Here is a 26,817-nt window from a genome sequence, read left to right as displayed (position 1 = left end):
AAATCGCTGCCCTTGGCGCCGGCCGCCGTCGACTCTCGAGCCGGCAACCACCACCTCAGACGAAGGACATCAGACAGATGACGACGATCTCCAGGCCCGCGCAGGCGGTTGCCCAGCCGGAGCAGCGAGAAGAGGGCAAGACCGAACGCCCGAAGAGCCCAACGAGAGCGGCATTCGCCGCGGTGACTGCCCGGGTCAAGGCGGGCACACCGTTACTGGTGTGGACGGCTGTGATCCGGCTCGCCACCGCCCTGGCCGACTACATGCTCGTCATGGTCACGGCTGTGAGTGTCATTCCGATGATCGGGGCGTACCTGCATCAACGGTCCGGCACGTCGCTCGGCAGTCCCACTGCCAGCGCGACGATCGCAGTCTGGCTCGCGCCGTTCCTGTTCGTCGTCGTCGCGCTCGCCGTCGCAGAGATCGCTTTCATGCGCTGGCTGTGGCGGGCCGGAAGCGGCCGGATCGCCAGCCTCAAGCACACCCGGCGCAGCGGACCCGAGAAGGTCGCCGACACCGAGACCGCTCACCGCGACGGACGGGCCACCCGCAAGAAGCCGGCCAGGAACCGGAGATGAGCCGACAGGAGCTTCTGACATGAGAATCGCAGGACTTGCCATGAACGACGTGTGGGCGCACCGCGTACTGCGCGAGCGCGGCGTCGAGACCACACGGACGGAGAAGATCGACGCGGATGTTGCCGTGTTCGTCGAATCCATGGAGCTGAAGCACCACGGCCCGGAGAGAAACTACCGGCCATACCTCCACCTGCACGGCGAACTGCGCTCGGTGCGTCCTCATCAGCAGTTGCCGTACGGCGTCGACGAGGTGACGTTCCCGATCGGCGGCAGCGAACCGGTCGACGTGTTCTACGAGTTCGACGACCAGCAACTCGTACAACTGGCCCAGAAGGGCTACTTCTCCCCGGCATTCACCCTCCCCGAGCAAGTCACCGGGATCGACTGGGAGCTGCCTGCCACCATCGATGCCCTCGTGCTCGCTCCGGCCGGAGACACAACGCTCGTCACAACGCCCGAGAGCGCCCCGGACGTGCCCGTGGTTTTCGTCCGCGTCCACGGCCTCGGCAGCCTCGACGTCGATCTGGAGTCCTCCGGCTACGACATCACGGAGTACTTCGCCGATCACAGCACGACGGCCGGCTCGCGGCACGACCAGGACGTGGTCAGCCAGACTGGCGTGAGCGCTCGCTCCGACGCATTCACGTCGCTGTTCGACGACGCCGACTTCGGGCAAGCACACACCCCCACGACCATGGCGCGACCCGGAGCAGAAAACGACGCCAAGAGCCCACTGGCGACACGGATGCAGGCGGTCGCTGCCTCCCTGGACGCCGAGCAGGCGCAGCTTCGCCTGGAGCGCGAGGAAGAAGCAGGCACCCCCGAGAACGTCTACCGCTCCAGGGTCGCCGGCTCTCTCGAGGAGACCAGCGCCAAGGCGGCCATCGACGAGGGACCCGAGCCGGTTGCATCTGTCGACCTGGACGGCGAGACAGCCGAGAAACTGCCTATCGAGCCAGTCCATACCGAACCGCCCGCCGACATGACTCGCCTCGACGAGCTGAGGCGCCAAGTGACGCTGCGCGCTGCTGACCTTGATGCCGGCGAAGCAGGGTCCGTTCCGGACCACCAGGTCTGACATCGGGCCGGCACAACGGCGCGGCGGATGGCGAGGACCTTGTTGCCGGGATGGCGGCCGCCAAGATCACCAGGGGGACGGGCATGGGCCTGAAGCAGGACGTAGTGATCGTCAACGAGTTCTCGATCAAGAATCCGGACGGCTCGGGGTCGCGGGGTGCGACGCCGGGCAGCTACGTCGAGCGCTACATGGCGCGGGAGCAGGCGACCGAGTCGCTGGCACCGGTACAGCGACTGCGCACCGACGACTTCATCGTCCGCTACATGGCCCGGGCATCAGCCGTCGACCACGCCATATCACGCGAAGCCGCCAAGAACGACATGCGCCAGGCGCAGGGCGCCGGCGGCGTCGCCTTCGGCTACAGCTCGGTGTCCTTGTCCGACGAACAATTACGCGCGGCCAGCAGAGACATCCAGCACCACTTCGAGGCCGGCCGCACGGTACTCAAGACGGTCCTGTCGTTCGATGAGGCCTACCTGAAAAAGCACGGCATCGTCGATCAGGACTTCCACTGCCAGGCACGAGGGGACTACCGCGGCCACATCGACCAGATGAAGCTGCGTCTGGCGATCATGCACGGACTGGAACGGATGAGTTCAGGCAACAGCGGCTTCGACGATCTGCGCTACGTCGGGGTCATCCAGGTCGACACCGAGCACGTGCACTGCCATCTGGCCATGGTCGACGCCGGAACCGGCACGGTCACACCGTCCGGAACTCAGCGGGGCAAGCTTCTGGACCGGCACAAATCCAGGCTCCGCCGCGGCGTTGACGCCTGGCTCGACGAGAAACAGACGATGGCGCACCTGTCCAGCGCCGTCGGCTACGAGCGGCGCAACGTCACTACCTTTATCAAGCGCTGGGCACACGAACGGATGCGCGATGACGCACTCCCCCAGTTCCTCATCGCGTGCCTCCCAGAAGACCACCGGCTCTGGCGTGCCGGCAGCAACGACCGCCGCATGCGAAAGGCGAACCGGTTGGCCACCGAGCTCGTCACCGAACAGCTCGAGCGCCCCGGCTCCCCACTGCCGCAAGCCATGGAAAGGATCGTCGACTACGCCAACCAGCGCCGCGCGAGCGAATCGCTCACAACCCATGAGTGGCAACAACTGGTCAGCCGCGGACGCGCGCAGATCCTCGAGCAGGCGGTCAACGGCGTCTACCAACTGGTGCGCTCGCTTCCTGCCGATCAGCTGCGCATCCGCACGCCCATGCTCGACATCATGGGCCTGGACTACGAGCAGCTGACCGCACTGGCTCACGACCGGGCCCCTGACAGCGGTCCCGAGGAGCCTGACCTCGTCTCGTTCGCCTTCCGGCTGCGCAGCTACAACTCCCGGCTGGAACACCACCGAGAGCGCGCCTTGGCCTATCGGGATCTGGCCCGGCAATGGGAGAAGGCCCAGGCGGTCGGTGTCGCGGCCGAGGAATCACGCCCGCTGTACGACTTCTACCGCTTCGAGCAGGACTATCACCGCAAGCTCACCGCCAAGTATCGGCACTTCCTGCCGTTCGTCGGCGACACCAGCGCGTGGTACGAGCAGCACAGGCAAGTCTCGGACTACGGTCAACGCCTCCTGTCACTGATGAGCCTGCGCAGAGATGCCTCGCTACAGCGGATGAAGGACGCTCAAGAGGCAGAGCGACTGGGCCGCGAAATCTACGGACAGCCCGGAGGCCGTCTGCTCACCGAGGGCACCGCGGGCCGGACCATCCTCGACCACCGGATCTTGACGATGCAGCGGTCGTACGACGAGCGTCTGGACGGGCTGCGGGCCTCGCTGTACGGATCAGGGCTGGTCTTGGTCACCATGAACGCCGCCGACGGGCCCACCGGGGTAGAGATCACCCGAGGCGCGGACTACGACTTCGACGAAGTCAGGTCGCTCGACCTGCACCACCTCGGCTACGACTTCTTCTCCGACATCACGATCGGCGCCCAGGCCCGGACAGGATTCACCACCGCGGCCGCACAGCGGCGGCGGCTCCTGATCGCGGCTATGGCCTACCTGGACGACTCCGGGCAGGCACGAGCGATCACGGACCTCCCGGTCGACGACGTCGCGGCCATGACCGAGCTCGCCGCACAACTGGCACGGTCTACGGACTCTGCCGGCAAGAGCACCCTCCCGAGCCGGTTCGCACAGCTGCGCACCCAGCAGGACCTCACCCACCGCCGGACGACCTCGGCACTCGACGCCGCCCTCGTCATTCGTCTCCAACACCAGATCGATCGGGTCGTCCTCGAGGCCGGCGCCCGTTCAGGTCCCGACTCCCCCGATCCCCACGAATCCGAGGCGAACCGCGACACCTAGGCAGGTCCGGCCAGCGACATCATCCATTAGATAATCATTAGATACTCTTCTCTACTTGCATTAATGATTATCTAGATAGTAATCTGTGGACGATTCGCGGGCCGGGTCTCGTACCCGCAGCGGATGTTGCCGATCCAGACCGACTCGTGGTCGAGCCGGGCAGAAACAGGGAGAAGAGATCATGGCACTGCTCAAGGGCAAGGGCGCGATGACCGGCGTCAACCTGCTGGCCAAGACGTACAACAACAGCGCGACGAAGGACGGGAAGACGCGTTTCATCGACGTCATGGTGGACCATCGCGACCCGCGCGGGCCGGAGCAGACGAACCTGCACCTGGTCTCCGCGCCAGTGAAGGACGAGGACGGCAAGAGCCGGTTTAACAACGGCGCGCCGTATTCGAAGGGACAGTTCGTCGAGATCGTCGACGCGGCCGGCCCCAACTCGGAGCCGATCATGAACAAGGACGGCCAGGAGATCGGCCGGGTCTATGCAGTCAAGGCGAACGTGATGCCGTCGACCAAGGGCGGCGGGCTCGTTCTCAACTCGAAGTCGCTCACCCGGTCGGACTTCAAGATCGACGACAAGACGATGGACGGTCAGTTCGCATCCATGAAGGCGGCCAAGAAGGCCGCAGGCACCACGGCCGAGCAGGAGGCTGGGACGCCGGTCGCCGAGGCGCAGGCCGCTGCGGAGCACGGCGACGTACCGCTGTTCGAGGACACCGCGACGCCGGCGAGAACCGAGGAGCTCGCGGTGGGCTGATCGGGATCAGATCAACCACCAGGCCCCGGTAGCCGGGGTGAGCTCATACGGTCCTCGCAACGCCTCGACCAAGGTGGTGCGAGGACCGTGTCATGACTGCAGCGAAGGAAGCAGGCCATGTTCGACGGTTCCCGACTGAACGAGGGCTACACACTGCTTGCCCGCCTGTCCAGCCCTATGAAGCCGCCAGAGCGCGAGATCGTGGGCCGCGAGTACGAGATGACACAGTTGCTGGCGTCAATGAGGCGCGCCGAACTGTGCAACGCTCTGCTGCTGGCTCCTGCTGGATCCGGAAAGACCGTGCTCGTCCAGGGCGTCAGTCAGATCGACCCACAGCGGCTCTACCTCGAAGTCGACCCGGCGCGGATGATCTCCGAGGCCGGCGACTCCGACCGCATGGCCTCGACACTCAAAGGCTTCTTCGACGAGGCCGAACGCTTTGCCCGCGACGAGAGCCGTGAGCTGGTCCTGTTCATCGACGAGTTCCATCAGATCATGCAGTTGTCGGATGCGGCGGTCGAGGCGATCAAGCCTGTGCTCGCCGCTTCAGGCGCCCGAGGAATCCGGGTGATCGCTGCCACGACATACGAGGAGTTCCACCGCCACATTGCGCCGAACCAGCCACTCGTGGAGCGGCTGCAGCGCATCAATCTCGCTCCACCGGACGAGGCGACAACGGTGAAGATTCTCGAAGGCATGGCCGAGCGCTACGGAGTAGCCGATCAGTTCCACGGTGACCATCTCTTCCGGCTGATCTACGAGTACACGCAGCGATACATGCCGGCGAGCTCGCAGCCACGCAAGTCCATCCTGGTTCTCGATTCAATGGTGGGCTGGCATCGGCACACGAACCGTGCCATCGACAAGCGCCTGCTCTCGGACGTACTGATGGAGTCGCTGAACGTCAACGTCGCATTCAGGGTCGACGGCACCATGATCAAGCAGCAACTCGACGAGAAGGTGTACAGCCAAGACCTTGCCACGTCGGTCGTTGCACGTCGGCTGCAGCTGTGCGTTGCGGATCTCAACGATCCATCACGGCCCATGGCATCCATGTTGTTTGCCGGGAGCACCGGTGTCGGCAAGACCGAACTGACCAAACAGCTGGCCAGGCTGCTGTTCGGCGACGATCAGCGTCACCTGATCCGGTTCGACATGACCGAGTTCGCCTCGGACGACTCTTTCGGGCTGTTCCGCTCCGAGCTCACCAAGCGGGTCTGGGACCTGTCCCACGCCGTGCTGCTGTTCGACGAGATCGAAAAGGCCTCGCCGATGGTCACGCGCGTCCTGCTCCAGGTACTCGACGACGGCCGGCTGTCCGACGACAACAACCGCGAGGTGTCGTTCCTCAACACCTATATCGTGCTCACCACGAACGTGGGCAACGAGATCTTCTCGACCATCGCGCAGTACGAGCCGGACGACACTGGCTCGGGCAAGAAGCTCAGCGAGTACGACAAGCTGATCCGGCGGTCGATCTCGACCACCGCTGGCGCCGATCGCTTTCCGCCCGAGCTCCTGGGCCGCATCGACGCGATCGTTCCGTTCCAGCCGCTCTCGCTGGAGACACAACGAAAGATCGTGAAGAACAAACTGTGGAGCCTGGTTGAGGAGGTCCGGGTCAAGCACAACGCACAGGTCGTCATGTCCGAGCGAGTCCTGCAGTACCTGGTCGACGACAAGGGCGACTCCGACTCCGACGCCGGCGGCGCTCGAACAGCGGTCGCGAAGCTCACCGACGAGGTCAGCACGGAAGTCGCGCGTTTCGTCAACGAGCACCCCACCGAGCGCCGGCTCCGCGTCGACGTCAAGGGCGAACTGGCCAGCGATCACAAAACGATGCTGATCTCAGACGGCCACATCGTGGTCTCCGCGATGAGGTAGTCCTTCCACTATCCACAATCCTTTCCGAATGATCTATTAAATGATCATTGAATGGTATCTTCGGATGGTGTTGCATCGACCTCCTGGTAGACGAGGCAAATCGGGCTATAGATCGAAGGGACCCATTGGTGTGAGCATCCTGACAGGACCCAAGCATGCCGTTCGGAGGAAGGAACGGCAGAAGAAGCCGGACGAGCTGCTGTCGTCGGTGGTCCGGGAGACCGCCGTCCCGGCTGCTGTCGAGTTGCTCCGCGGCAACGAGCGTTTCGGTTTGCCCAGCGGGACGGCATGGGTGGTCCTGGTTCTTGCCGCAGAAAGCATCGGCGGCCTGAGCAGGCGTCACGGCCGTGACGAGGCCAGGGGCTCCATCATCGAGCTGATCGAGAACGATTCGATCCGCACGCTAGCAACCAGCGACATGCTCGACCAGCAGATCTTCGGGATCATTCCGACGATCGGGACGCTCGAGCGTATGGACGAATACGGGCTGCTCACCACTGCGGACTACACCTGGGCGGTGGTCTACCAGCGCGGCGGCCAGGGCCTCCAGGTCGACCTGGCGGCACCAGCGACCTTCGCTCAGGCGCAAGGAGTCTCGCAGAGCCGGGTCGATCTCAAGGACGCGGTCGGCGCCGAGATGTGGGCGCGGCACAGCGGCGAGGCGACCATGGATGCCGGGTACACCGAAGCGGCCGCCGACACCAATGCCGAGGAGGCTCAGTTCGCGGTGGAGCCGAACGAGAGGTCCGTCGACGACGGCGACCCACTGTTCGACCAGGAACCGGTATTCGGCACCGACCCGGACGACGATCTGGACTTCTCGGCCGCCTTCGCCGACGACGAGGGTCTCGACTCGCCGTCCTTCGACGAGCACGGTTCCCCCGACGAGCTGGCCGGCGGGGTCATCGGACCGGGCGATCCGGAGTCCGGCGGCGAAGGGTTGGACCAGCCCACAGAACAGCTGCCGGCCGCGCCGGTAGCGAACCAGCTTCAGGTGCGCGGAAGCCTGGCTCGACGGTTCCTCAGCGAGGACCTTGACCTGCAGGTGACGCTGGACGAGTTCACGACGTCATTCGGCGTCGGCGCACTGACCGTTCAGATCGAGGCACCGCAGGCTGCCACCTCATGGCTCGGCGATCAGCTCGCGCAACTGGTTCGGCAGGCTAACGCGCAACTGTCGCAGTTGCACGCCGACGGTCAAACGACGCTGCAAACGCAGTTCGTCACGCTCATGAGCCTGCACGCAGAGCAGGTCATCCGCGAGGTCTCCATCGACCGCGAGGGAAGTGTCTACCAGGGGCTGACCGCCGGGGCGCGGGCCGAGTACCGCGAAGCGCTGGCTGCCAAGGAGGAGAAGGGCCGGCAGGCTCAGGCCGAGATCGCCGATGTATTCGAGGCCGCTATCGCCCGGGTCGGTCAGCAGGCGGCCGCCCAGGCCGAGGCGCAGTACCGCGAGCGGAACAGTCCACGGATCCGGCGCGAGCAGCTCGATGCCGTGACTGCGATCGAGGCGAAGGTCGAGAACGACTACGACTACACCCGCCAGGAGATCCTCGGTCTTCGCCGCAAGGACGCCGAACGCAAGATGGCGATCGGCATGACCCGGGTCTTCGAAGTGCTGGCCGAACGCCAAGCCGAGGCTCTGGCGGCCGAACGCGCGCTGCTGGTACGCCTGACGGACGAGATCCAGTCGGTCATCGACGAAAACCGCAAGAACGACATCAGCCGCGCGCAGGCGCTGGCCACTGAGCAGGCCACGCTCGACCGGGTCGGTTCGCTCGAGCGCGAGCACGCCGACGCGATCGCCCGAATGCGTGCTGAGCAGGAGGAGCAGTTACGCCGGGCCGAGGGGGAGTTCGAACGCGCGCGCCAATCCGCGATCGAGCAGCATCGCGCCCGCGACGAGGAGTGGCAGCACACTCTCAACCTGGAACGGGAGAAGACGACCTCGCAATCGAACCGTGTGAGCGACCTGCTGACTCAGATGGACCACCTGGGCGAGTCGTTCGGCAAGCACTACGACGCACGGGTCAATGAGCTGCAGGCAGACCGCCAGGCCTACATCAAAGATCTGGAGCGATCGAACCTGATGCAGTCGCGATCCAACACAGCACTGATCGCGATGGCGGCCGTGCTCGCACTACTCATGCTGGCGGGCGGGTTCGTCATCGGCGCGACCCGATTCTGAGCGCATCGCAGGGCAGCAGCCGATCGCAGAAAGAGGCCAGCGGCGTACAGGGGATCGTCCCCGCGCCGGTGCCGTCATCGACTTTTCCGGCAACACAGTGAGGACGAGGAGCGCACCAATGGCGCGAGGGAAGCGGAAGGCGTCGCGGGCGAGGGCGAGCGGCTGGGACAAGATCTCGGCCCGGGGCTCCGGGCAGACGCTGTCACATCGCGACGTGCACGACCGGCAACAGCTCGACCGGGGCCAGCTGCAGGCCAGGCGATCGAAAGCACCCGGAATGGCCGGCGCGATCATTGCCGGCGCGATCATCGCCGTCATCACCTGGGTCCTCTATTCGGTGATCGCCTTGGTCGTCCTAGGGCTGGGAAGCACGATCTCGAACACCGCGAATGGCGACCGCCCGGGTGAGAAGTTCTACATCAAGTCGACCCGCACCGCCGAGGGTGGCGCCGCCGAACCCTGCTACCAGCAGCTCGACAAGGCCGGGCAGCCCACAGGGAAGTGCTATCCGGACCTCGCTGACGTTCCTGTGCCGCAGTGGTACACAGCCAAGCAGCACGACGCTAAGAAGCAGGGAACCGAACCTGCCAAGACGACGAATCTCGGTGCTCAACTGGCCGACGTGTCCGGATTGAAGCTGTTCGTCTCGCTGGGGACGGGGCTTGTGCTCGGCGTCGCGCTGGCCGCCTGGGTCTCGAAGCGGGTCGACGCCGCCAATCTGATGCGCGACACCTCCGACATCAACCAGTACGAGAACGACCAGCACATCGCGGTGCCCGAAGAGATCCAGCGCAAGTTCGACTGGTTTCCCGACGCCGGCGCGCACTCGGGTGTCCAGGTCTCCTCGATGATCAGTCACATGATGCTCCAGAAGAAGGGGCTCAAGATGATCGCGGTGTCGCGTCGCGCCGCCGCGGACGTCGTGGACGAGGACGGCCATCTCGTCTACTACGCCGGTGAGGCCATCGACGACGACAACGGCGAACCGGTCGTCGACTCGCTGCCGATCATCGATGAACAGTTCGGCGACGACCTCTTCGACACGTCCGGGCTGCCGGCCGACAAGAGTCTGCGGAAGAAGTACGCCACCACGGTGATCCCGTACAACGGGGACGGGAAGGACCGCGCCAAGCTCGGGCCTTACAAGACGGTCGCCGACCTGATCAACGACGATTGGTCGTTTCCTGCCTACGAGGTCCAGCGCCCGGGCGGGGCGTACATCGTGGACACCGCACCGGTGAACACGATGGTGCTGGCGATCACCCGGGCCGGTAAGGGGCAGACCTACATCGAGCCGATGCTCGACATGTGGTCGCGCGAGAAGCGCCCGTCCAACATGGTCATCAACGATCCCAAGGGCGAACTGCTCGTGAAGAACTACGTCCCGTTCGTGACCCGCGGCTTCGAACCGGTGCAGTTCAACCTCATCAACGCGATGAAGACCGACATCTACAACCCGCTGGGCATGGCGGCCGACGCGGCACGCGAGGGCGACTCGACCAAGTGCGCCCTGTACGTCGAGAACATCGCCGATGTCTTCTTTCCCGTCGACGGCGGCGAGGACCCGGTCTGGCCGAACGCGGCCAACAACGCCTTCAAGCGCGCGGCCTACGGCCTCATCGACTTCTATCTCGAAGAGGAACGCGAGCTACGCGAGCATGCCGCGGCGACGCGCATGGATCCCGAGACGCTGGAAAGGCGCCTCGACGACATGTGGGGGCACGTCACCCTCTACAACTGCTACCAGCTCTTCGTCCAGCTCACGAGCAAGAAGCTCAAGAACCCTGAGGCCGAGCTGGAGAAGAAGGTCAAGGCCGGCGGATTCGAGAACGACGAGGCCGGGCTCGAAGCGGCCCGCGACGACGCCGAGCGCCAGGCGTTCCTGTGGGAGGGCAAGGCGGAGCAGGACATGCTCACGCTCTACTTCAACGCGACCGAGGCATTGCCGACCAACACCATGCGCACGCTCATCGGCAACGCCAACAACGCGCTGCGGGCGATGGCGGGTGCCGAGAAGATGCTCGCGTCGGTGTACGGCATCGCGATCACGGCCATGAGCTTCTTCACCGACCCCACGATCTCGACCCTCACCTCGGGCAAACCCTCGCAGAACACCGACCTGGGCGGGCTGTCGTTCCCGCGCAGGCTGGGCGTGCGCTTCTCCATGAACTACCTCAAGCGCGACCACCTCATCGGCCAGCAGGCCATGTGGTCGGCCTATGCCGACCCGAGATTCGCCGAACCTCTCGGCGAGGACTTCGACCACGCCGACATCGTCTCGCGTGAAGGCTGGGCCCGGTACTACTTCAAGGGGAAGTTCCCCACCGACGAAGCCTGGCTGAAGCTCGAACTGGTGAACCCACAGTCGAAGATGCTGGTACGTACCTTCTACTTCCACTTCAAGAAGAACTATCAGGTCTCGCTCAACGGCCGGCACTACGTCGCCGAGCCCGTCACAGGCAAGAAGATCGTCAAGAACGGCGTGATTCGTGAGCTCCGGCCGGTTCACACAGACGCCACGCACGACAGCGCGATCACCGAATACCAGCCGGCCGACACCACCTATCCGCAAGACCGGCTCGATCTCACGGCATCCGGTGCCCCCGAGAAGGTCAGGGGTCACGCACGTGCGATCACACAGACGATGGTGCGCTACTCCGAGGCCCCGAAGGCCGTATTCCTGGTGACCCCACCACACCTGATGAAGTACGCCAAGCTGATCTTGATCCTGATCAAACAGCTGGTCGATCTGAACTTCGACAAGTCGTACATGACCAAGAGCAACCAGAAACCGCTGTACAAGACGCGGTTCATGCTCGACGAGCTGGGCAACCTGCAGTCCGACGGCAACGGCATCGCGGGCTTCGAGACGATGCTCTCCATCGGCCTAGGCCAGGAACAGCAGTTCACCTTGATCCTGCAGACCCTGCAGCAGCTGCGTGACGTCTACGGAGAAAGCGTCGACAAGATCGTCCAGGGGAACACGAGCAACATCGTGTTCCTCAAGTCCACCGACGATTCGATGATCGAGACGCTCGAGAAAATGAGCGGCACCACGCACAAGTCCTACATCGACTCCAAGCAGATCAGCCAGGACCTGGACAAGGTCGTGGGCGGCAAGACCGAGGGTCGCGTCTCCTACACGATGAACACCAAGGAGGAGCCGCTGATCAAGTACAACGACATGGCGTTCATCCCCGAACGCAACTCGATCGTCTTCCGCGCGGGCGACCCTCCGGTCTGGAATCGCAACGAGACAAGCCTGCCGATGTCGTGGCGGCTGTTCGAGGACGCGATCATCCACCCCGGGCACCCCTACACGCTCCAGACGATCCCGACGCTGAGCTCGGCGTTGGACTTCGACGTGCGGATGAACCAGCCGGACTTCCGCAAGATGCTCGACAAGCGGATGAAGCAGGCGATCCACTCCGGCAGCGCGAAGGACGTCTACCAGGAGAGCTACGGCTACGCCGACGTCGACATCGCGCGCCTCGATCCGGACATCTACTCCGACGAGGTCATGGAGATCGTGCAGATGAAGGTCAACGTCGAGCAAGGACGCGACCCGCATGCGGTCCGCGAGGTCGACGCCGATGACCTCGACGTCGCGATGATCTACGACGACGACCAAGTTGTCGACAACGTCGAGCTCGCCGCGGAGGTCGCCCAGCGCGAGACAGCCGCCGCCGCGCGCCGCCGGCTCATCTACGCCGAAGCGACGATCAGCCAAGACATGCTGGTCAAACCCGACGGAACTGCACGAGTCAAGAGCCTGGACCGGCAGCTCACCGAGGCGTACAAGTCAGCGCTCGTCGAGCTCCAGCAAGACCGGGACCACTTCTCCGTCGGCGGCGACGGAGAGCTGCGCAGCGCCGACGGGTCGCGGACCTACATCACGCCACTGCGCTCGTCGACGTTCGCCGAGGCTGCAAGCAAGCTCAACAGTGCGGCCAGCAGCGGAGACTCGCGGGTCTTCTTCGACAGCGAGTTGCGCGAGGAAGACCTGCAGGCGCTGGCAACGGTGGAGATCTCAGCCGACTTCTACCGATTCCTGGCTTCCCTGCCGACCTGGGAACACCTGGCCGGCGGCGCGTTCGACCGCGCGATGGCAGTCGAGATGCTGGACAGCTGAACTGGACTCAGCCTCCGCCGTCCACGTCGGCCGCTGCCCTGCCTTGAGGTGTGGGCGCGGCCGACTCAGCTTTTCAGTGACCATTGAATAATGATCACGAATAATGATCTACTCTCTATAGAATGGTTATGTGCCGATCACTCCCGCGGAGGCGATGAACGATGAAGACAGGACATGGGCTGCGGCGGTACTTCTTCGAGTACGTCGTCTACGACGCGATCCGGCTGGCGCGACACAAAGCGAGCCAGGTCATCCCGATCTCACAGGCGAAGGCCATCAGGCTGCGCGCCGACGAGCGGCTGGCCCCGCTGGGCATGTCTGTTGCCGACCCGCAGCTCGGCGTGCAGGACCTGCTGACAGCGCTGGACGCGTCGATCCAGGAGTCCGTGCCGGGCTCCGGGCCGATCTTCACCGAGCACACGGTCACAGACCCGCTCCTGCAGCAGCTGCAGGCACGCTTCCTGCGCGAGGTAGGCCTGGCCGGCCCGGTAAACGCGGCGCCGGCCCTGCCGATCAGCCCGTATGACCCGGAGTGGTCGCAGCGGGCAACGATCAAGGGCGCGGGCACTGCCCTGGTCTATCTTCCGGACGAGACGATCGAACGGGACATGGGCGGCGAGACGAACCAAGCCGCGAGTCCCGAGCACGGGCAGGCAATGTTGTGGATCGCTGATTCCGGCGGCCGCCTGTCCGAGGCAGGTCTGGCGATGACCGACGAGGACGCCTCCGGGCTGACCGCGCTACGCGATTCGATGAGCGTCCGCGACTACCAGCAGGTGCGCCAGTGGGTTCTCGACGGCGGCCGCGATCCTCGCACCGGCAGAGTGGACCGCAACCGGTTCATGTCTGCCGCCGCCGTGGAGCGGTCGGTCGCAATGCTGCGGGAACTACAGGCCCAGGGACTCGGCTACGAGGTACGCCGGGACCAGAATCCAGGTCAGATCAAGGCCCGCGTCTCCGGGACCGGGATGGAGATCCGCCTCACCGAGCCCCGGCCCCGTGAGGACTATGCCGGCGCCCGCATCTACGACAACGGGATGGTCGTGCGCTACTCGACGAACCACAAGATCGAGCGGGGCAAGACCGCGCTGTACTCCCCCACTCCGGCCGAGGCCGTCGAACTGCTCCGCTTCGCGCAGGGCCGGGCAGTGGTACGCCAGGACCGTCCCGACCTGCTCGCCGGCCAGAACGGATCGACGCACATCGAGACCGCCCGCAGAGGCCGCCAGGGCGCCGCCGAACCGGTCGAGATCGAGGACAGCTACCACGTCGGCAAGGACTCGATGTTCGTGGTCAAGGACTACCGGTCCGCTGGCCAGCGCCATCGCGACGGCTCGAAAGTGATGCTTCGCCGTGAGGCCAACGACCGCAGCCTGCCCGAGTTCTTCGTCAATGCCGAAGCCGCCGAACAGTACCTCTCGAAGGCCGTGGACAGCGCCCGGGAGAACCTGCGGGCCTCGCTGGATGCCGACAGTCTCATCGCCGCTTTCGAGGAGCAGCGATCCGCCGGCCTGAACCTGGTCGAGTTCGAGCCTCCGCAATACTCCAGCGACCCCGAGATCGCGACCGTTCAGCGTTCCTACTGGGACGTTCTCACCGGGCATCGCGGCGAGCTCCTGCGCCCTGGCGCAACGGAGCAGATGTACGAGGAGCGCCTCGGCATGATCGGCGAATTCCAGTCCGCCGGGCCCGATATCGAACCGGACTTCGGCAACCTCGTCTACGGCGGCACCGCCGCGGAGAAGGTCCGGGCACACGCCGACGAGATCGCCGACGAGCTCATCGGCAGCTGGGAACCCGAGACGCTCCTGGTCGACGGCGAATTCGTCGAGCAACGCTTCGACCCGGTGCGCGTCGCCAAGTACATGACCAGCCCGAAAGGCCAGTGGTCGAACCTCGACGAGCTCGCCCAGGCGTTGCGCCGGATCGAAGCCGATCCAGGTGAGATGCGCGGCTCCGGATTCCAGACCGACCGGTTCAAGGATCGGCTCGTACGGTTCGACGAGACGACAGCCGTCCTTGCGGATGCGCACAGTTCGCTGTTCGTGCGGCGCGTCGGTGACACCGTCCGTTCGAGCCTCGCGCGCAACGCGGCAGAGCCGGGCGAGGTTCTCATCGACCAGCAAGGAGTCATCCGCTGGACCGCCGAGAAGATGAGGCGTGACGGCTCGACGACAGCCGTGACCGGGCAGATCGGGCAGGTCTTCGACGTCGGCGGGCACGGCGAGATCATCACCGGCTTCATCAGCGGCGACAACGGCCTCATCGTGCCTGGATACGAGGCCCGCATCGCACCTCAGGTGCCGGGCGAGACCAAGAGTGTCGAGGAGCGGACGCTGCTGCGGGGCTACGAGCAGACGATGATCGACCGGATCGAGTACCAGCTCGCCAACGATCTGCTGTCCGGCCGCAGCGAGGTCGGCGAGGGTTCGTCGCTCAACCGCGTCTACACACAGCTGTACGGCACCAAGCACGCAACCGACTTCATCGATCGCGCCCGCGACGAGGATTCCGGCCAGCTTGACCCCTGGACGGCAGCGATCCTGGCCACCGAAGCCAAACGGGTCCGCTACTCGAACGAGATCAAGACCGGCTCAACGGTCTACGCGGAGCACCAGGCGGGCAAGGGCGAGTCCGACCCCGCCGATGACAACCACTTCGACGCGTGGAAGCTCACCGGCGGCCGGAACATGGCAGTGCTTACCGGTGCCGATCAGAACGGCGTCTCAGCGCCCGGCGGCTACTTCGACCCGGTCATGACCGGAGGTGCGACCAACCAGGGCATCGTGCGCTACCTCACCGAAGATGCGACGGTGAGTCCTGAGGGCCGGATCATCCCCGGCGACCCGGCGACGACGTCCGGCGCGCGCGCCCCGCTGATGAACCGCCCCGAGCTCGAAACACTCCGGTACGACCCGTTCGACCGCCAGCAGATGACCGCGTCCACGTTGATGCAGTCATCGAAGATCACGTCGGCCACCGGGACCGCCATGATGACGTTCGGCGGCTGGACGGCAGACGACCCGATCGTGATCAGCCGTGAGTTCGCGCAGGCCAACCAGATCCACGGCGCGGGTAATGAGCTGCGCGACCTGGTCGTCGGCGACAAGCTGTCGGATCTTCACGGCAACAAGGGCGTGGTGTCGCTGGTCGTCGACCGCGGCATGCGCCCAGAAGACGCCGGCCGGCAGCACGTCGAGCAAGAGGTTGCCTGGTTCCGCGCCAACCCGGACCTCCACGTGGTGATGAGCCCGTTCTCGCTGATCTCACGGCGTAATGCTGGCTCGGCGCGCGAGCTCATGGCCGCCGGGACCAAGGATTTGACGGTGCCAGGCGGTGGTGTGCGGGCAGGGAGCCTGGGCAGCATGCGGTTCATCGTCACCCACATGGCCGTCGACGAGAAGACGAAGATCTACGACGACGAATCGGTGCTGGCAGGCAAGGGCCGCAAGGCCTCTTCTCAGCTGGCCTGGGCGCTCGGTGCGCAGGACTGCCCGGCGATCATGCAGGAGTTCTACGGCCACAACGCCGGTGCAGAGGCGAACCTGCGCGAGTACATGCTCAGCGTGGGGCTCGCCATGGCAGCAGACGGGACGCTGCACGTGATCGGTCGCGACAACAATGACCGCGGGACGGGCCACGACCTGGTCGATGAGCAGCCCGAGCGTCGCCTGTTCGCGTTGCCTGAGCTGGTGCGAACCTCGAACGGCGGGCTGCATGTCGTGGCGATGCGCCGATCTTTCGGTGCGCTCATCGGCGACAAGGGCGGCGACCTTGAGATCCCGTTCCCGCTGCGCTACCTGACCGGCGAACAGACCGAGGCGGCCTCCGGGACCTCCTGGAAAGTACCGGTGCTGTCCTCGCACCTGCGCTCGGGCCAGGAGTTCGACGACGGCAGCGTGGTCACCCACGACTACACCAACCGCTACCTCGACATCCACGAGCAGGCCTGCCGCTACCGGGCGCTGCAAGAAAAACTCAGCGCCGGGTCGCTCGGCCAGGGCGAGCGCGAAGAACTCGTCGACGCCATGAGCCAGGCCGCAGCCCGTGCCCAGCGCAACTTCGAGGCCATCACCACCGACCTCGAGCAGCGAGTCTTCAGCGGGAAACACAACATCTTCAAGACCGGCCTCATGTCGAGCCGGCTCGCCGACTCCGCGACCGCCGTATGGACCGCAGATCCCCGCCTCGACGTCGACCAAATCGCTGTCAGCCCGGTCATGGCCGATCAGCTCGGCCTGATTGAGGGTGACCACGCGCTCGTCTGGCGTGACCCGGTGCTGCGCGACGCGGGCGTGCGCTATCTGCGCGTCGCGGTCGACCAGCGACTCACCGGCGTGGCCATCAACCCGGTGATGGACCAGTGCTTCGACGGCGATTTCGACGGCGACGCCGTCGCCGTGGTGAAACTGCACAGCCGGGCGGCGAAGGCCGAGGCCATGGCGAAGCTGTCGGTGCCGGCGAACCTCCTGGACACCGGTGTCGTGAGCGAGCAGGGCACGCACCCGTTCGCCATGCAGGTCTCCCTCGACACCCAGGTGGCGCTCTCGAAGGACCCCGAGCTGCGCCAACAGCTGGACAGCCTGAGTGGCGCGGCGAACCTCATTCGCTGGGGCGCAGCCGATGAAGCTCCGGAGACGACCCGTGCGCGTCAGGACGACGTGACCGTCCGGCTGAGCGGCTTCTACCGCAGCGCCCAGCGGGGCGAGTTCGGCACGGCGCTGTCGTTCGCCGACCTGCAGTCACACCTGAACAGCGTGCGCGACGTCTGCGTCACCACCGGCGCCAAAGGCAACCTCCAGAAGCTGACCGACTACGCCCGATACCTCGGAGGCCACAGCGGCCGCTCGGGCATCAACCGGACCGACCAGGAGGCCTCGATGTTCGCCACCGCGATCAAGGCCCACGGCACCGGTCTCGGTGGCTCGTACAGCCAGCGCGCCGTCCGCGCGCTGCGCAATGAGGACATGAAAGCCGTCCTCGAGGTCACCTACCCGGTGACGCAGTCCGTCCTGCAGGCCAAGCATGACGCCGCCGAGGCTCGGCACAAGTACGAAATGCTGCAGGGCCCGGGGCGCGATCTGTGGCGCGGGCGCGTTCTGGAACACCTCGGGCCAGGCAAGTGGCGGGCGCAATTCGAGGACGGTGTCCCGCTCCAGGCGACACCTGAGCAGTGGGTGGAGCAGTTCGTTGACTTCTACCGGGCCAAGGACGGGTTCGCCGTCACCGTCAACCCTGCCTACGTGGACCGGGTGGCCCAGGCGCTCACCGACCCGAAGACCGGGCTCGTACGCAACCTGGAAGACGATCCGTCGCTGCAAGGCTCGTTGATGGATCGGATGGCGTACGGCGGCACCCTCGAGGACCTGATCGTCGCCGCCGGCAAGCACGAGAACCTTTTCGACGGAGAGATGAACGAACAGTTCTGCTCAGCGGCCACCCGACGAGCCCGCCGACTCGCCAACGGCCTGCTGCCGGACCCGGGGTCGCACAGTGAACCCACCGTGCAAACCATCGCGGACGCCCTCGTCAAACGCGACGTCGTCACCGACGAGCACGGCGCCGCACAGGCACGAGGCGACCGCCGCCGCTCGACACATGCCGTCGCAGTGGCCGCCGCTGCGCGGCCTGGCCATGGGCAGCCCCCGGCCTACATGCCGCTGATCGACCCTGAACCAGCCGCGCCCGCCGACGGCGCCGGCTACGAAATGGAGAGCTGAGCACCATGGCGCAACGAAACAGCCGGGGCCGCAAGGCGCTCCCGATCACCGGCGAACTGGTCTTCAACCCGGCGCAAAGTCAGCACCGTCGAACCGGTGCCCAGGAGGAGCCGATCGACGCCGAGTGGTGGGAAGACGAGCCCTCCGGGCAGAACGGAACCGGTGGCTCCGGCTGGCAGGACCGGTGGGACCGCACCCGCGACTTCTTCAGTACCCAGGAGCGCCGCAGCGAGGAGGAACAGGCCCGCCGGCGCGAAGCCGACCGCGAGCAGACCAACGCGGCCGAAGATCTCACGGACCGCGAGCAGCTCAAGCTGCTGCGCGAGAACGTCCTCGACGCCGGGAACAAGTACATGGAATCGCTGCGTGCGTCCAAGATTCTCGTGCGAGGGTTCAACGACGACGAGCGCGTCGAGAAGCTCAGCGCAATGCACCGCGTGCATGCCGAGACGATGGTGATGGCCGCCATGCGGCCATTGAACGAGGGCGTCAGCGCGGCGTCGGTCGTGCGCGTGATGTCCACGATGGCGGCGATGTACCTGATGTCGCCGACGTTCCGCCACATCGTCAAAGAGCGCCTCGAACCAGTCTCGACGGCGATCCAGCAGCGCATCGACGCCAAGGCCGAGTCGAAAATGAACTGGGCACAGCAAATGGCATCAGGCCACGAGGGCGAACGCAGAGGGTCGCGACCCGATACTGACACCGTTGATCCCAGCGGCTATCTGTCCAAGAAGTGGCAGAAACGCTACGCCGACCTCAAGTTTCGTGAGCGCGGCCACCGCGAGATGTTCACGCCACGCTCGGCGGGAATGACCGAGATGGCATTGACCGAGAACGCGTTCGCGGCGCTGCGTCAGCCCGGTGCGGACACCGAGACGATCATGGCGAGCTACACCACGATGATCGGCAGGCTGTACCGGCAGGCCGAAGAGGACGGCATCAGCCGCGAAGAAGTCACTGAGGCCTCGCGTGTCGTCCTCGGGCAGCGCATCCGGGAGGACCCGCGCGTGCAGGTGATGGTCAACGGGTTCGCCCACGGCCAATGGCACATGTCACCGCCGCACGAGGAGCGGATCGCCGGGACAGACAAGATGCAGACGGTCTGGCGCGGTGACTTCGTGGACTGCACCGGATGGCCCGTCGATCCAACCCGGTACGAGGACGCCGGCAGCCGCCAGGGCGTGCTCGGCGCGTTCACCCTTCGCCCCCAGATGGGGCACGCCGAACATCGCGACCGGATGTCCGAGACCATGGCGATGACCATGTCGCACGCGGCCGCGCACGGCGACATGGAAGCGTTCAACCAGGACCTCGCCGGCTACATGCTCGGCTGCGTCGCCCGCGCGCAAAAGGTCGACGGGGAGGGGATGCCCGGCGCGCTGCCGGACCGGCTCTTCCAATCACGCACCATGCAGGCGGCCATGGCCGCTGACAGCGTGAGCGAGAAGGACCAACGGCTGCTCTACTCCAACGCCTACGCCGACGCGCTGGAGGCCGTCGACGCTGCCTTTCCGGAGTTCGCTCAACGGTGGGCGCAGCGGTACGGGCAGAACTGGCAACAGTTCATCGCTCACGTCGGCAACGATCCAGCCGAGGCCTATGACAGATGGCAGTCGCAGCAGCAGAGCACCTCCTCTACCGCATCGAGCACCAGCGAGCCCCGCACCAACGGCACCTCACAACCGGCGGGGACCGAGCACGAATACCAGGCCTGACGGCCTGGACCGGTCACACCGATCCCGTACTGCCGCAGTCAGTGACTACCGGCTTTGAGATGGAGAACTGAAGCTATGAGCAACCAGCACAAGGGCAACGGGCTCCCCCGCCCCAGCGAGACCGCCCTCGGATTCGGCTTCGTCAAGCCGGACGACCGGGCGAAGTGGGACCAGGCCCGGCACTACCAGCAACAGGACAAGACGCCCACCGCCGCCGCACAGTTCATCAAGTCCGCGATAGCGGCGGCGTTCGAGGTCGGCCGCGAGCAGAACCAGGCCAGACTGCGCGCAGCACATCAGGTCGCCGCCCAGGAGGAACGCGACCAGTCCAAGGAGACCCGGCGAACCATCACTCAGATCGAGACCGTGGACATCCAGGACCGCGACCTCCGTCACCCGCTGGACGAAGGCTTCGAGTTCTGACGGCCGATCGGCCGATCTGGAGCCGAATGCCCCAGCCGATGCTGGCCATTCAAGAGATCTCTTCCGGTCAACCGAACCCAACAAACCAGCGTTACGCAGAAGCAGAGAGCAGGGCCTGAACATGACCCAGGTGATGACCGACCCACACCGGCGCGTCGCGAAGCGCGAGTTCATCTCGCGCGTCGCAGCGCGCGGCGGGTGGCCGATCAAGACGGTCGCCTCCGTCTACGAAGAGATCTTCTGCGAGCTCATGGACGCGGTCTCCCAAGGTGAGACCGTCGTACTGACTGGCTTCGGCCGCTTCTACCACCAGGCGCACAAGGGCCACAAGGTCCACTTCGGCCAGTCCGCGGTCGACGACTACTCAGTTCTGAAGTTCTCTGCCTCGCCCATCGTGAACCGGCATCTCGAGAGAGAATCCGGTCTCAACGGCGAGGAGGTCGTCGAAGACGAGCGAGCCTAACAGAGCCCGGCGTCTTCAGTGAACTCGGCAAGTCAGCAGTTGCTTCCGAGATGTCGTGGAGGGACAGCGGCGTGATGGCGGAGCGTGTCCCACGGCGACAGACTGCGTCGCGGGTTCGTGACGCACGCCGCTCCATCTGCCGATGGGCGGATTACCACGGTCCTCTGGCTCGCTCGTGGACTGCGCGTGCAACGGCATCGCCAGGGTTAGTCGCCTGTCGGGTCGTGGCGGCGCCAGACGAAGGACCGATCGGTAGTAGTGAAGGTGTGAGCCATGCCGCCTTCCGGGCTCTCTCGGCGATCCACCAGTGTCGGCTTCTCGAGCCAGAGTTCGTAGCGGCCGAGGTCGATGACCTGGTCGTCGATCTGGACCGTGTGCGGGAGCGAGATGCCGAGGCCCTCTTCGCCGGGGGTGACCTCGGTCGCAAGATCGACGGTCAGGCTGTGCCCCTCCGGGTAGGTGCCTCTGATCTCTTCGCCGCGCAGCAGGGCGGCAGCGACCCGCCAGTTCTTGAACTGTTCGCGAGGGACGCGGGTGAAGTCTGGTGTCCGCAGGAGCGTGCTGGTGCCAGCCTGGATCTCGCAGAGTGGTTCCAGGATACGGAGCATCGCTCCCAGGTTGGCAGATCGTTCCGCTCCCCACTCGAACCCGACGTTGGTGTCGATGACTCCGTGCTCCGGCGGAGTGTGCCGGGTGCTGATGCGGAGCTGGTTGGGCGTGTGGAGGTGGGAAACGACTTCGACGCCAGCGCGGGCGATCCTGACGGGAAGGCCGGTGATGTCGCTGACGCTGAGGTTGCGAGAGGCGCGTGTCTCCGCGAGGTTGTAGCGGTCCTCAATCGTGAAAATGCCGTGGGTCTCGCGGAGCACAGCGCGGATGCCGCCGCCGATGCCCTGGCTTCGCTCGACCCGTTCGATGTCGGCGGAGGCGAGCACGTGCCCTTCGGGGTCGAGTACCTCGAGGTACATGTCGGGGTTGTCGCCGAGTTCGGCATGCGCGGCGGGACCGGTTTTGAGGACGGCGCCGTCGAGCGACCCGCCCAGCCCCGCCGGCGCGTTCACTTCACCGGTGAATGAGCCAGCGGGAAGGGTGACCAGGGCTCCATAGGTCACGAAGTCCCGCCACTGATCGGCCAGCGCGGTGCCGGGTTCGATGTTGACGGTGCCGTTGATGGTTACGGGCTGAACCTCGGCTGAGGCTGCGCAGCGCGTGATGATGTCGACCGCGACCCATCGGTCAGCGGCCCGGTCCCCCCGAAGGCTGTGCATGACCAGCCCCGGCCTGTCGCTAGGCACCGGAGGCAGACCTTGACCGAACCGGAATTCGAACCAGTAGTGCGGATCGTGGTCGAGGACACGGAGGGCCTGCTGGATGCGCTCTGTCACCTCGTCGACTGTGAGCCCGTCGTCTACACGTTCGAGGCTCACAAGCGAGAGAACCTCGGCCTGCGCGGCCGCGATGCGCGCTTTGCCGCCGTGCAGGTAGTAGTCGATGGCGTCGGGGTACTTGCAGGCGAGCTGCTCAAGATGGTCGAGGCCGTGCCACACCGTCGGTACACCGGCGGCATTGCCGAGGTCGTGCAGCCAGTTCTCGGCCTCAGGCGAAGGGTTCCACGGTGTGACCAGTCGCCACTCCTCGACCTTGAGGCCGGCCCACCGCTCGTCGGTTCCGAGCGTCGTAAGCGAGTCCTCGATGCTGTCCTTCTGCCGCTGGATCAGACCCTCGGTGTAGCTCTTGACCTGGTAGACGAGGTCACCGCCGGTTGAACCCTGCCTACGGTCCAGGATGTCGACGCCACCGTCCCCGCGCGAGGGTGTGATGCGCACAGACGTGGGGTGTTCCCGGTTGACCAACATCGCGACCACGGCTTCTACCTGGCCAGGTTCGAGGCGGGTCCACTCTACGAGCGTCATGCGACGATTATGTCGTAGGTCGCCATCATCGCAGCAGCCAAAGCCTGCCGGCGGCAGGTGAGAAGCGCCCGCTCATGCCGCAATCCGGCAAGCGCCGAGGTCCCATTCAGGAGCCAGCTTCCCGGTAGCTCTACTTCCCGACGGGGGTGTCGTACACGTGCTGATCAACAGCCTCAACACGACAGTGCGCGACGCCCCTAGAGACCCCGACGAAAGGTGAAGAACCGCGACACCGTCGAGGCCATCGTCGGGGCCGTCACCGGGTCGCCGGACCGTCCGGAGAACCTGATCGTCGGGCGATGCCGAGGCAAGGAGCTCGAGGTGGTCGGCCGGACCGTGCCGCTGAAGCCTGCCCAGGCTGCCGTGGTCGGCCCGCTGCGGACGAAGGCCATCACCCGGCATCCGTGGCCTGACCAGATCAGCTCGCACTGGGGCCGAGGCAGTAAGACCCCGATACTCAAGGTTCGGCTGCCCGTCGTCGAGGTTGCCGCTGACGCCGCGATGTAAGGCGATCCTTGCCGACATCCGTTACGCCTAGTCCGACACCGCGCAGACCTCGCACGGGCCGGCGTCGATACCCTGCCTCGCAGCTGAGTCACGGAGATGGCAGAACGGTCAGTTGCCGTAGCTATCTCCAGCTGCTGCTCGGCCTCAGCTCGGCGCTGACGCAGTTGCGTGAGCGAGTACTCCGGCGTGGCGACCTCACCGAGACAGGCATGAGGCTTGGCCTCGGCCAGTCGAGCCTCGGCAAAAAAGAGAACCCCGGGCGCAATTGCGCCCGGGGTTCAATGCGTACTCGGGTTCGTCGTGTGCAGAGCACAGGTGTGGTGGTAGTCAATCGTCGGACAGGACCATGATGATGACGAGGACGAAGATCAGCGGGACAAGGACAGCCGTCGACGCAGCAACGAGATGCCCCGTGTCCAGAGGTGCTTGCAGCCAGGCAAGCAAACGATCCCAGGTTCTGGTGACGCCGACCATCACCCAGGTAAAGAACCCGGTGAGCCAGCCTGCCAGGACAGCCGTGCTGCCGCCCGCGAGGACGCTGATCGCGACGATACGGCGCGTCGTGCTGAACATCAGCCGGCCTCCTTCTTGTCTGCGTGATCGTCGGCCGTCGCCCGCTCGCCGACGTATCGCCTGAGGAAGGCGTCGTTCAGCGGGTCGAAGCCCGTTCGGCCCGTGAAGTCCTCGTAGTAGTCGACGGGATCCGCGTCGTACGGGTGGGGGCGCACCTCTCCGATCGCGTCGGCGATCCATGTGAGCTCGGCACGCCCCTGCCACTTCGGTTTCGTTCCAAGGCCGAGCGCGATCGCATCAACGATGTCGGTGTCGGTCGCGTCTCCCTGCGCACCGGATCGGCGCGACGGAGGATACTCGGGCTTCGGGACGAAGCCCACGGCCTTCATCACAAGGTCGGGCAGTCCCAGAGAGGCGTAGATCGCTCCGTACTCGTCGTCGACTCCAGCGTCGACGTCGAGTCCTCCGGTGAGATAGATCCAGTAGCCACCAATCGTCAACAAGGTGACGTCGGGTGTGTCCAGCGCATCCTTGAGCTCGGTGAGCACGCGACGTCCGTACTTCTTTAGTGTCGCGAGATCGGCCATCTCGAAGGTCGGCTCTTCGGGGATGCCGCCATCGTCGTCGAGGAACTCGGCCTGAGTCTCAAGCTCGAACGAATCCCACCCGAAGGCACTCGGATCAGTGATCTCGTCCAGAGCCTCCGAACCGGCCTCCCAGTCGAGCATGGCGTCGGGAAGCGCGGCGACGTACGCCGTGCTCATACTTGCGCCCATGGCGGGCTCCTTTGTCGATTGAGTCAGGTAGAGGAAGTACAAGAGGCCAGCGCCGGGGATGGCGCTTCGATCAGAGGTCAGTTGTGCCCTCAGGTTGTCGCCTGGTGGCCGCGCTCCGGGCTGCGTCTTCCGTGGACAGATCGTTCAGGACGCACCTGCCGGAGACGTGCTCCTCAAGCCACCAGTCGTGATCGCGCTTCGCGTTGGTCGGCGAGGTGTAGCGCCCGGAGGTGTCCCGCTTCTCGTCACAATGGGGGCATCTGATCCAGGCCATCGTCGTCGCAATCTGTGGTGGTCGCGGTAGGCGGTCCATGAGCCTGCTGCGCAACGCAGGGCAAGCATGATGGGCTGGTGGAGTTCGTCCAGTGGCGGCGCTGGACCACGCCGAGCCAGCCGTGAGGTCGGTTTGCTGCTGATCACGGCCGCTGCTGCCAGCGCTGCAGGGCCGGGTTCCAGTCGGCCTCGGTAACCAGACGGTTGAGGTCTTCGGTCGCCTGAGGGTGGTCGGCGCCGCAGCGCACCCAGAAACCGTCCACGCTCGGATCGCCGTAGACGTACCAGCCGAACTCGCGGCATTCAGCGTTGCCCGGCCACTCGCCGGACCAGGTGTCGTGTCCGCAGTCATGACTCTGTGACGCACCGAGCATGAGGCAGGACAGGCGCTGGCCTCCCGTGGTCAGGCATCGCGCAACGTCGCAGTCGTTGGCGTGCGGTTGTCGGGCTCCCGCGCTGCAATCCGGGCAGGGCCCCGGTTTGCTACTCACGGCTCGTGCCAGCTGACGGCGCCAGCCGCGGGTCGACGCGCAGTGGCCGGCCAGCGGCGAGATCGCCAAGCGTCCGGACCCCACCGCAGGCGGGGCCCTCAGCGGTGCAGCAGCGCACGGCCGCGACCATCTCTCGCAGGAGCGCGATGCCGGCATCGTCGGAGTCTTCCCATGCCTTGCGGGAGTGCAGTACGTCGGATTCGATGAGGTCGCGTTCGGCCGACCATTGATCGAACCGGCTGATCAGTTCCTCAAAGGTCTTCATGGGCGGTCCTGGACGCCGCCTTGCAGCAACTCCTCAAGCAGGCGCGCGATCTCGTTTCCTGCGACATCGTGCACGAGCTTCAGGCTCGCGCTGTTGGCTGTCGTCAAGTAGCTGATGACCAGGTCCGAGGCTGCGTCCACGGCCGTCAGTGCCTGCACGCCGCCGGTGCGCAGGGTCCGCCTGACAGCGGCTTCGATTCTCTTGCGGGTCTGGCGATTGGCGCCGTTCGGGTCTCTGGCCGAACCGACCATGTAGTCAAGGGGCATGGTGGTTGTCTCCTCAAGACAGCCGTCAGTTGCAGACGGGCGGGCGGGCTCTTGCAGACGGAGGCTGCAAAAGCATGGGTAGGGGCGTCGAAGTACACAACCGGTTTCGTCGTCTGGCGCGGTGTCCCAGGTCGTTCGCCGGGACGCAGCTTTCAACGGCGAGGCTTTGAGCGCCAGGGCGGGTCGTCAGTACTTCGTACGGCGTCGTTGCAGCCGCCATCGATAGAGCGCGCTCGGGACGCGGTTCGACTTCCGCTGGTTGTGCCGCTCGCAGAGCAACTGCGCGTTCCACAACTCGGTCCGTCCCCCGCGGCTCCAGGGGACAATGTGGTCAGCCTGTGTTCCTTGCGCTGGGCAACGTCTCCACAGCGGCGGCTTGTGTTCGCAGCGGCCGGCGGCCTGGTGGATCAGTACTTGCTTCTCGGGCCAGGTGTAGAACCGATTCGGGTCCCGACGCCGGCGGCCCCTGCCGGCGTGCCCCGCTAGGATCAGGACTCCGAGCAGTGCGATCGCGGACCAGATGATCTGAGGGTCTGCGTGCACGGCGG

Annotated in this window: 19 protein-coding genes; 12 read left to right on the top strand and 7 right to left on the bottom strand. The window is 65.5% G+C overall.

Going from position 1 to position 26,817, the window contains the following annotated elements; translation table 11 throughout:
• Window positions 1-77: 77 nt before the first annotated feature.
• The 11 genes from OG394_RS29735 (at window position 78) to OG394_RS29685 (ending at window position 21,265) form a co-directional block, all read left to right on the top strand.
• Window positions 78-578 carry a hypothetical protein gene (locus tag OG394_RS29735; protein WP_328990455.1) on the top strand — a complete coding sequence of 167 codons (501 nt, stop codon included), beginning with the start codon at window positions 78-80 and terminating at the stop codon, window positions 576-578.
• 19 nt (window positions 579-597) lie between these two features.
• Window positions 598-1,656, top strand: a complete 1,059-nt coding sequence (locus tag OG394_RS29730; protein ID WP_328990454.1) for a hypothetical protein — start codon at window positions 598-600, stop codon at window positions 1,654-1,656.
• Window positions 1,657-1,739: 83 nt separating this feature from the next.
• Window positions 1,740-3,974 (top strand): relaxase MobL, encoded by a 2,235-nt coding sequence (gene mobL, locus OG394_RS29725; protein WP_328990453.1) that lies wholly within the window; start codon window positions 1,740-1,742, stop codon window positions 3,972-3,974.
• 181 nt (window positions 3,975-4,155) lie between these two features.
• Window positions 4,156-4,737, top strand: a complete 582-nt coding sequence (locus OG394_RS29720; RefSeq protein WP_328990452.1) for a hypothetical protein — start codon at window positions 4,156-4,158, stop codon at window positions 4,735-4,737.
• 117 nt (window positions 4,738-4,854) lie between these two features.
• Window positions 4,855-6,621: an AAA family ATPase gene (locus tag OG394_RS29715; protein WP_328990451.1), complete on the top strand. Its 1,767-nt coding sequence runs from the start codon at window positions 4,855-4,857 to the stop codon at window positions 6,619-6,621.
• Between the two features lie 130 nt (window positions 6,622-6,751).
• Window positions 6,752-8,809, top strand: coding sequence for a hypothetical protein (locus OG394_RS29710; RefSeq protein WP_328990450.1), 2,058 nt, complete (start codon window positions 6,752-6,754; stop codon window positions 8,807-8,809).
• A gap of 118 nt (window positions 8,810-8,927) precedes the next feature.
• Window positions 8,928-12,941 (top strand): type IV secretory system conjugative DNA transfer family protein, encoded by a 4,014-nt coding sequence (locus tag OG394_RS29705; RefSeq protein WP_328990449.1) that lies wholly within the window; start codon window positions 8,928-8,930, stop codon window positions 12,939-12,941.
• Window positions 12,942-13,102: 161 nt separating this feature from the next.
• Entirely contained in the window at window positions 13,103-18,661 is a 5,559-nt protein-coding gene (locus tag OG394_RS29700; protein WP_328990448.1) for a hypothetical protein, read from the top strand.
• 5 nt (window positions 18,662-18,666) lie between these two features.
• The gene (locus OG394_RS29695) at window positions 18,667-20,379 is read left to right on the top strand and encodes a hypothetical protein (RefSeq protein ID WP_328990447.1); all 1,713 of its coding nucleotides are present in this window, start codon (window positions 18,667-18,669) and stop codon (window positions 20,377-20,379) included.
• Window positions 20,380-20,454: 75 nt separating this feature from the next.
• Window positions 20,455-20,802 carry a hypothetical protein gene (locus OG394_RS29690; protein ID WP_328990446.1) on the top strand — a complete coding sequence of 116 codons (348 nt, stop codon included), beginning with the start codon at window positions 20,455-20,457 and terminating at the stop codon, window positions 20,800-20,802.
• 121 nt (window positions 20,803-20,923) lie between these two features.
• Window positions 20,924-21,265 carry an HU family DNA-binding protein gene (locus OG394_RS29685; protein WP_328990445.1) on the top strand — a complete coding sequence of 114 codons (342 nt, stop codon included), beginning with the start codon at window positions 20,924-20,926 and terminating at the stop codon, window positions 21,263-21,265.
• Between the two features lie 206 nt (window positions 21,266-21,471).
• Here OG394_RS29685 and OG394_RS29680 read toward each other — a convergent pair whose 3' ends face one another.
• Entirely contained in the window at window positions 21,472-23,178 is a 1,707-nt protein-coding gene (locus OG394_RS29680) for a restriction endonuclease (RefSeq protein ID WP_328990444.1), read from the bottom strand.
• A 216-nt stretch (window positions 23,179-23,394) separates the two neighbouring features.
• On the opposite strand from OG394_RS29680, the gene OG394_RS29675 reads away from it, so the two are divergent.
• Window positions 23,395-23,685, top strand: coding sequence for a hypothetical protein (locus OG394_RS29675; protein WP_328990442.1), 291 nt, complete (start codon window positions 23,395-23,397; stop codon window positions 23,683-23,685).
• A 327-nt stretch (window positions 23,686-24,012) separates the two neighbouring features.
• On the opposite strand, the gene OG394_RS29670 is transcribed toward OG394_RS29675, so the two are convergent.
• From OG394_RS29670 to OG394_RS29645, 6 genes are all read right to left on the bottom strand, one after another.
• The gene (locus OG394_RS29670) at window positions 24,013-24,258 is read right to left on the bottom strand and encodes a hypothetical protein (RefSeq protein ID WP_328990441.1); all 246 of its coding nucleotides are present in this window, start codon (window positions 24,256-24,258) and stop codon (window positions 24,013-24,015) included.
• Window positions 24,258-25,016: a hypothetical protein gene (locus OG394_RS29665; protein WP_328990440.1), complete on the bottom strand. Its 759-nt coding sequence runs from the start codon at window positions 25,014-25,016 to the stop codon at window positions 24,258-24,260. The genes OG394_RS29670 and OG394_RS29665 overlap by 1 nt, the downstream gene beginning before the upstream one ends.
• A 374-nt stretch (window positions 25,017-25,390) precedes the next feature.
• Window positions 25,391-25,621: a hypothetical protein gene (locus OG394_RS29660; protein ID WP_020385299.1), complete on the bottom strand. Its 231-nt coding sequence runs from the start codon at window positions 25,619-25,621 to the stop codon at window positions 25,391-25,393.
• A gap of 109 nt (window positions 25,622-25,730) precedes the next feature.
• Complete coding sequence (locus tag OG394_RS29655; RefSeq protein ID WP_328990439.1) at window positions 25,731-26,003, bottom strand: hypothetical protein; 273 nt, start codon at window positions 26,001-26,003, stop codon at window positions 25,731-25,733.
• On the bottom strand, window positions 26,000-26,269 hold the full coding sequence (locus OG394_RS29650; RefSeq protein WP_328990438.1) for a hypothetical protein: 270 nt from the start codon (window positions 26,267-26,269) through the stop codon (window positions 26,000-26,002). The genes OG394_RS29655 and OG394_RS29650 overlap by 4 nt, the downstream gene beginning before the upstream one ends.
• 186 nt (window positions 26,270-26,455) lie before the next feature.
• Window positions 26,456-26,812: an HNH endonuclease gene (locus OG394_RS29645; RefSeq protein ID WP_328990437.1), complete on the bottom strand. Its 357-nt coding sequence runs from the start codon at window positions 26,810-26,812 to the stop codon at window positions 26,456-26,458.
• Between the last annotated feature and the right edge of the window lie 5 nt (window positions 26,813-26,817).

The organism is Kribbella sp. NBC_01245, from assembly GCF_036226525.1.
In the GTDB taxonomy this organism is placed as follows: Bacteria; Actinomycetota; Actinomycetes; order Propionibacteriales; family Kribbellaceae; genus Kribbella.
This window is presented reverse-complemented; position numbering and strand designations above follow the sequence as displayed.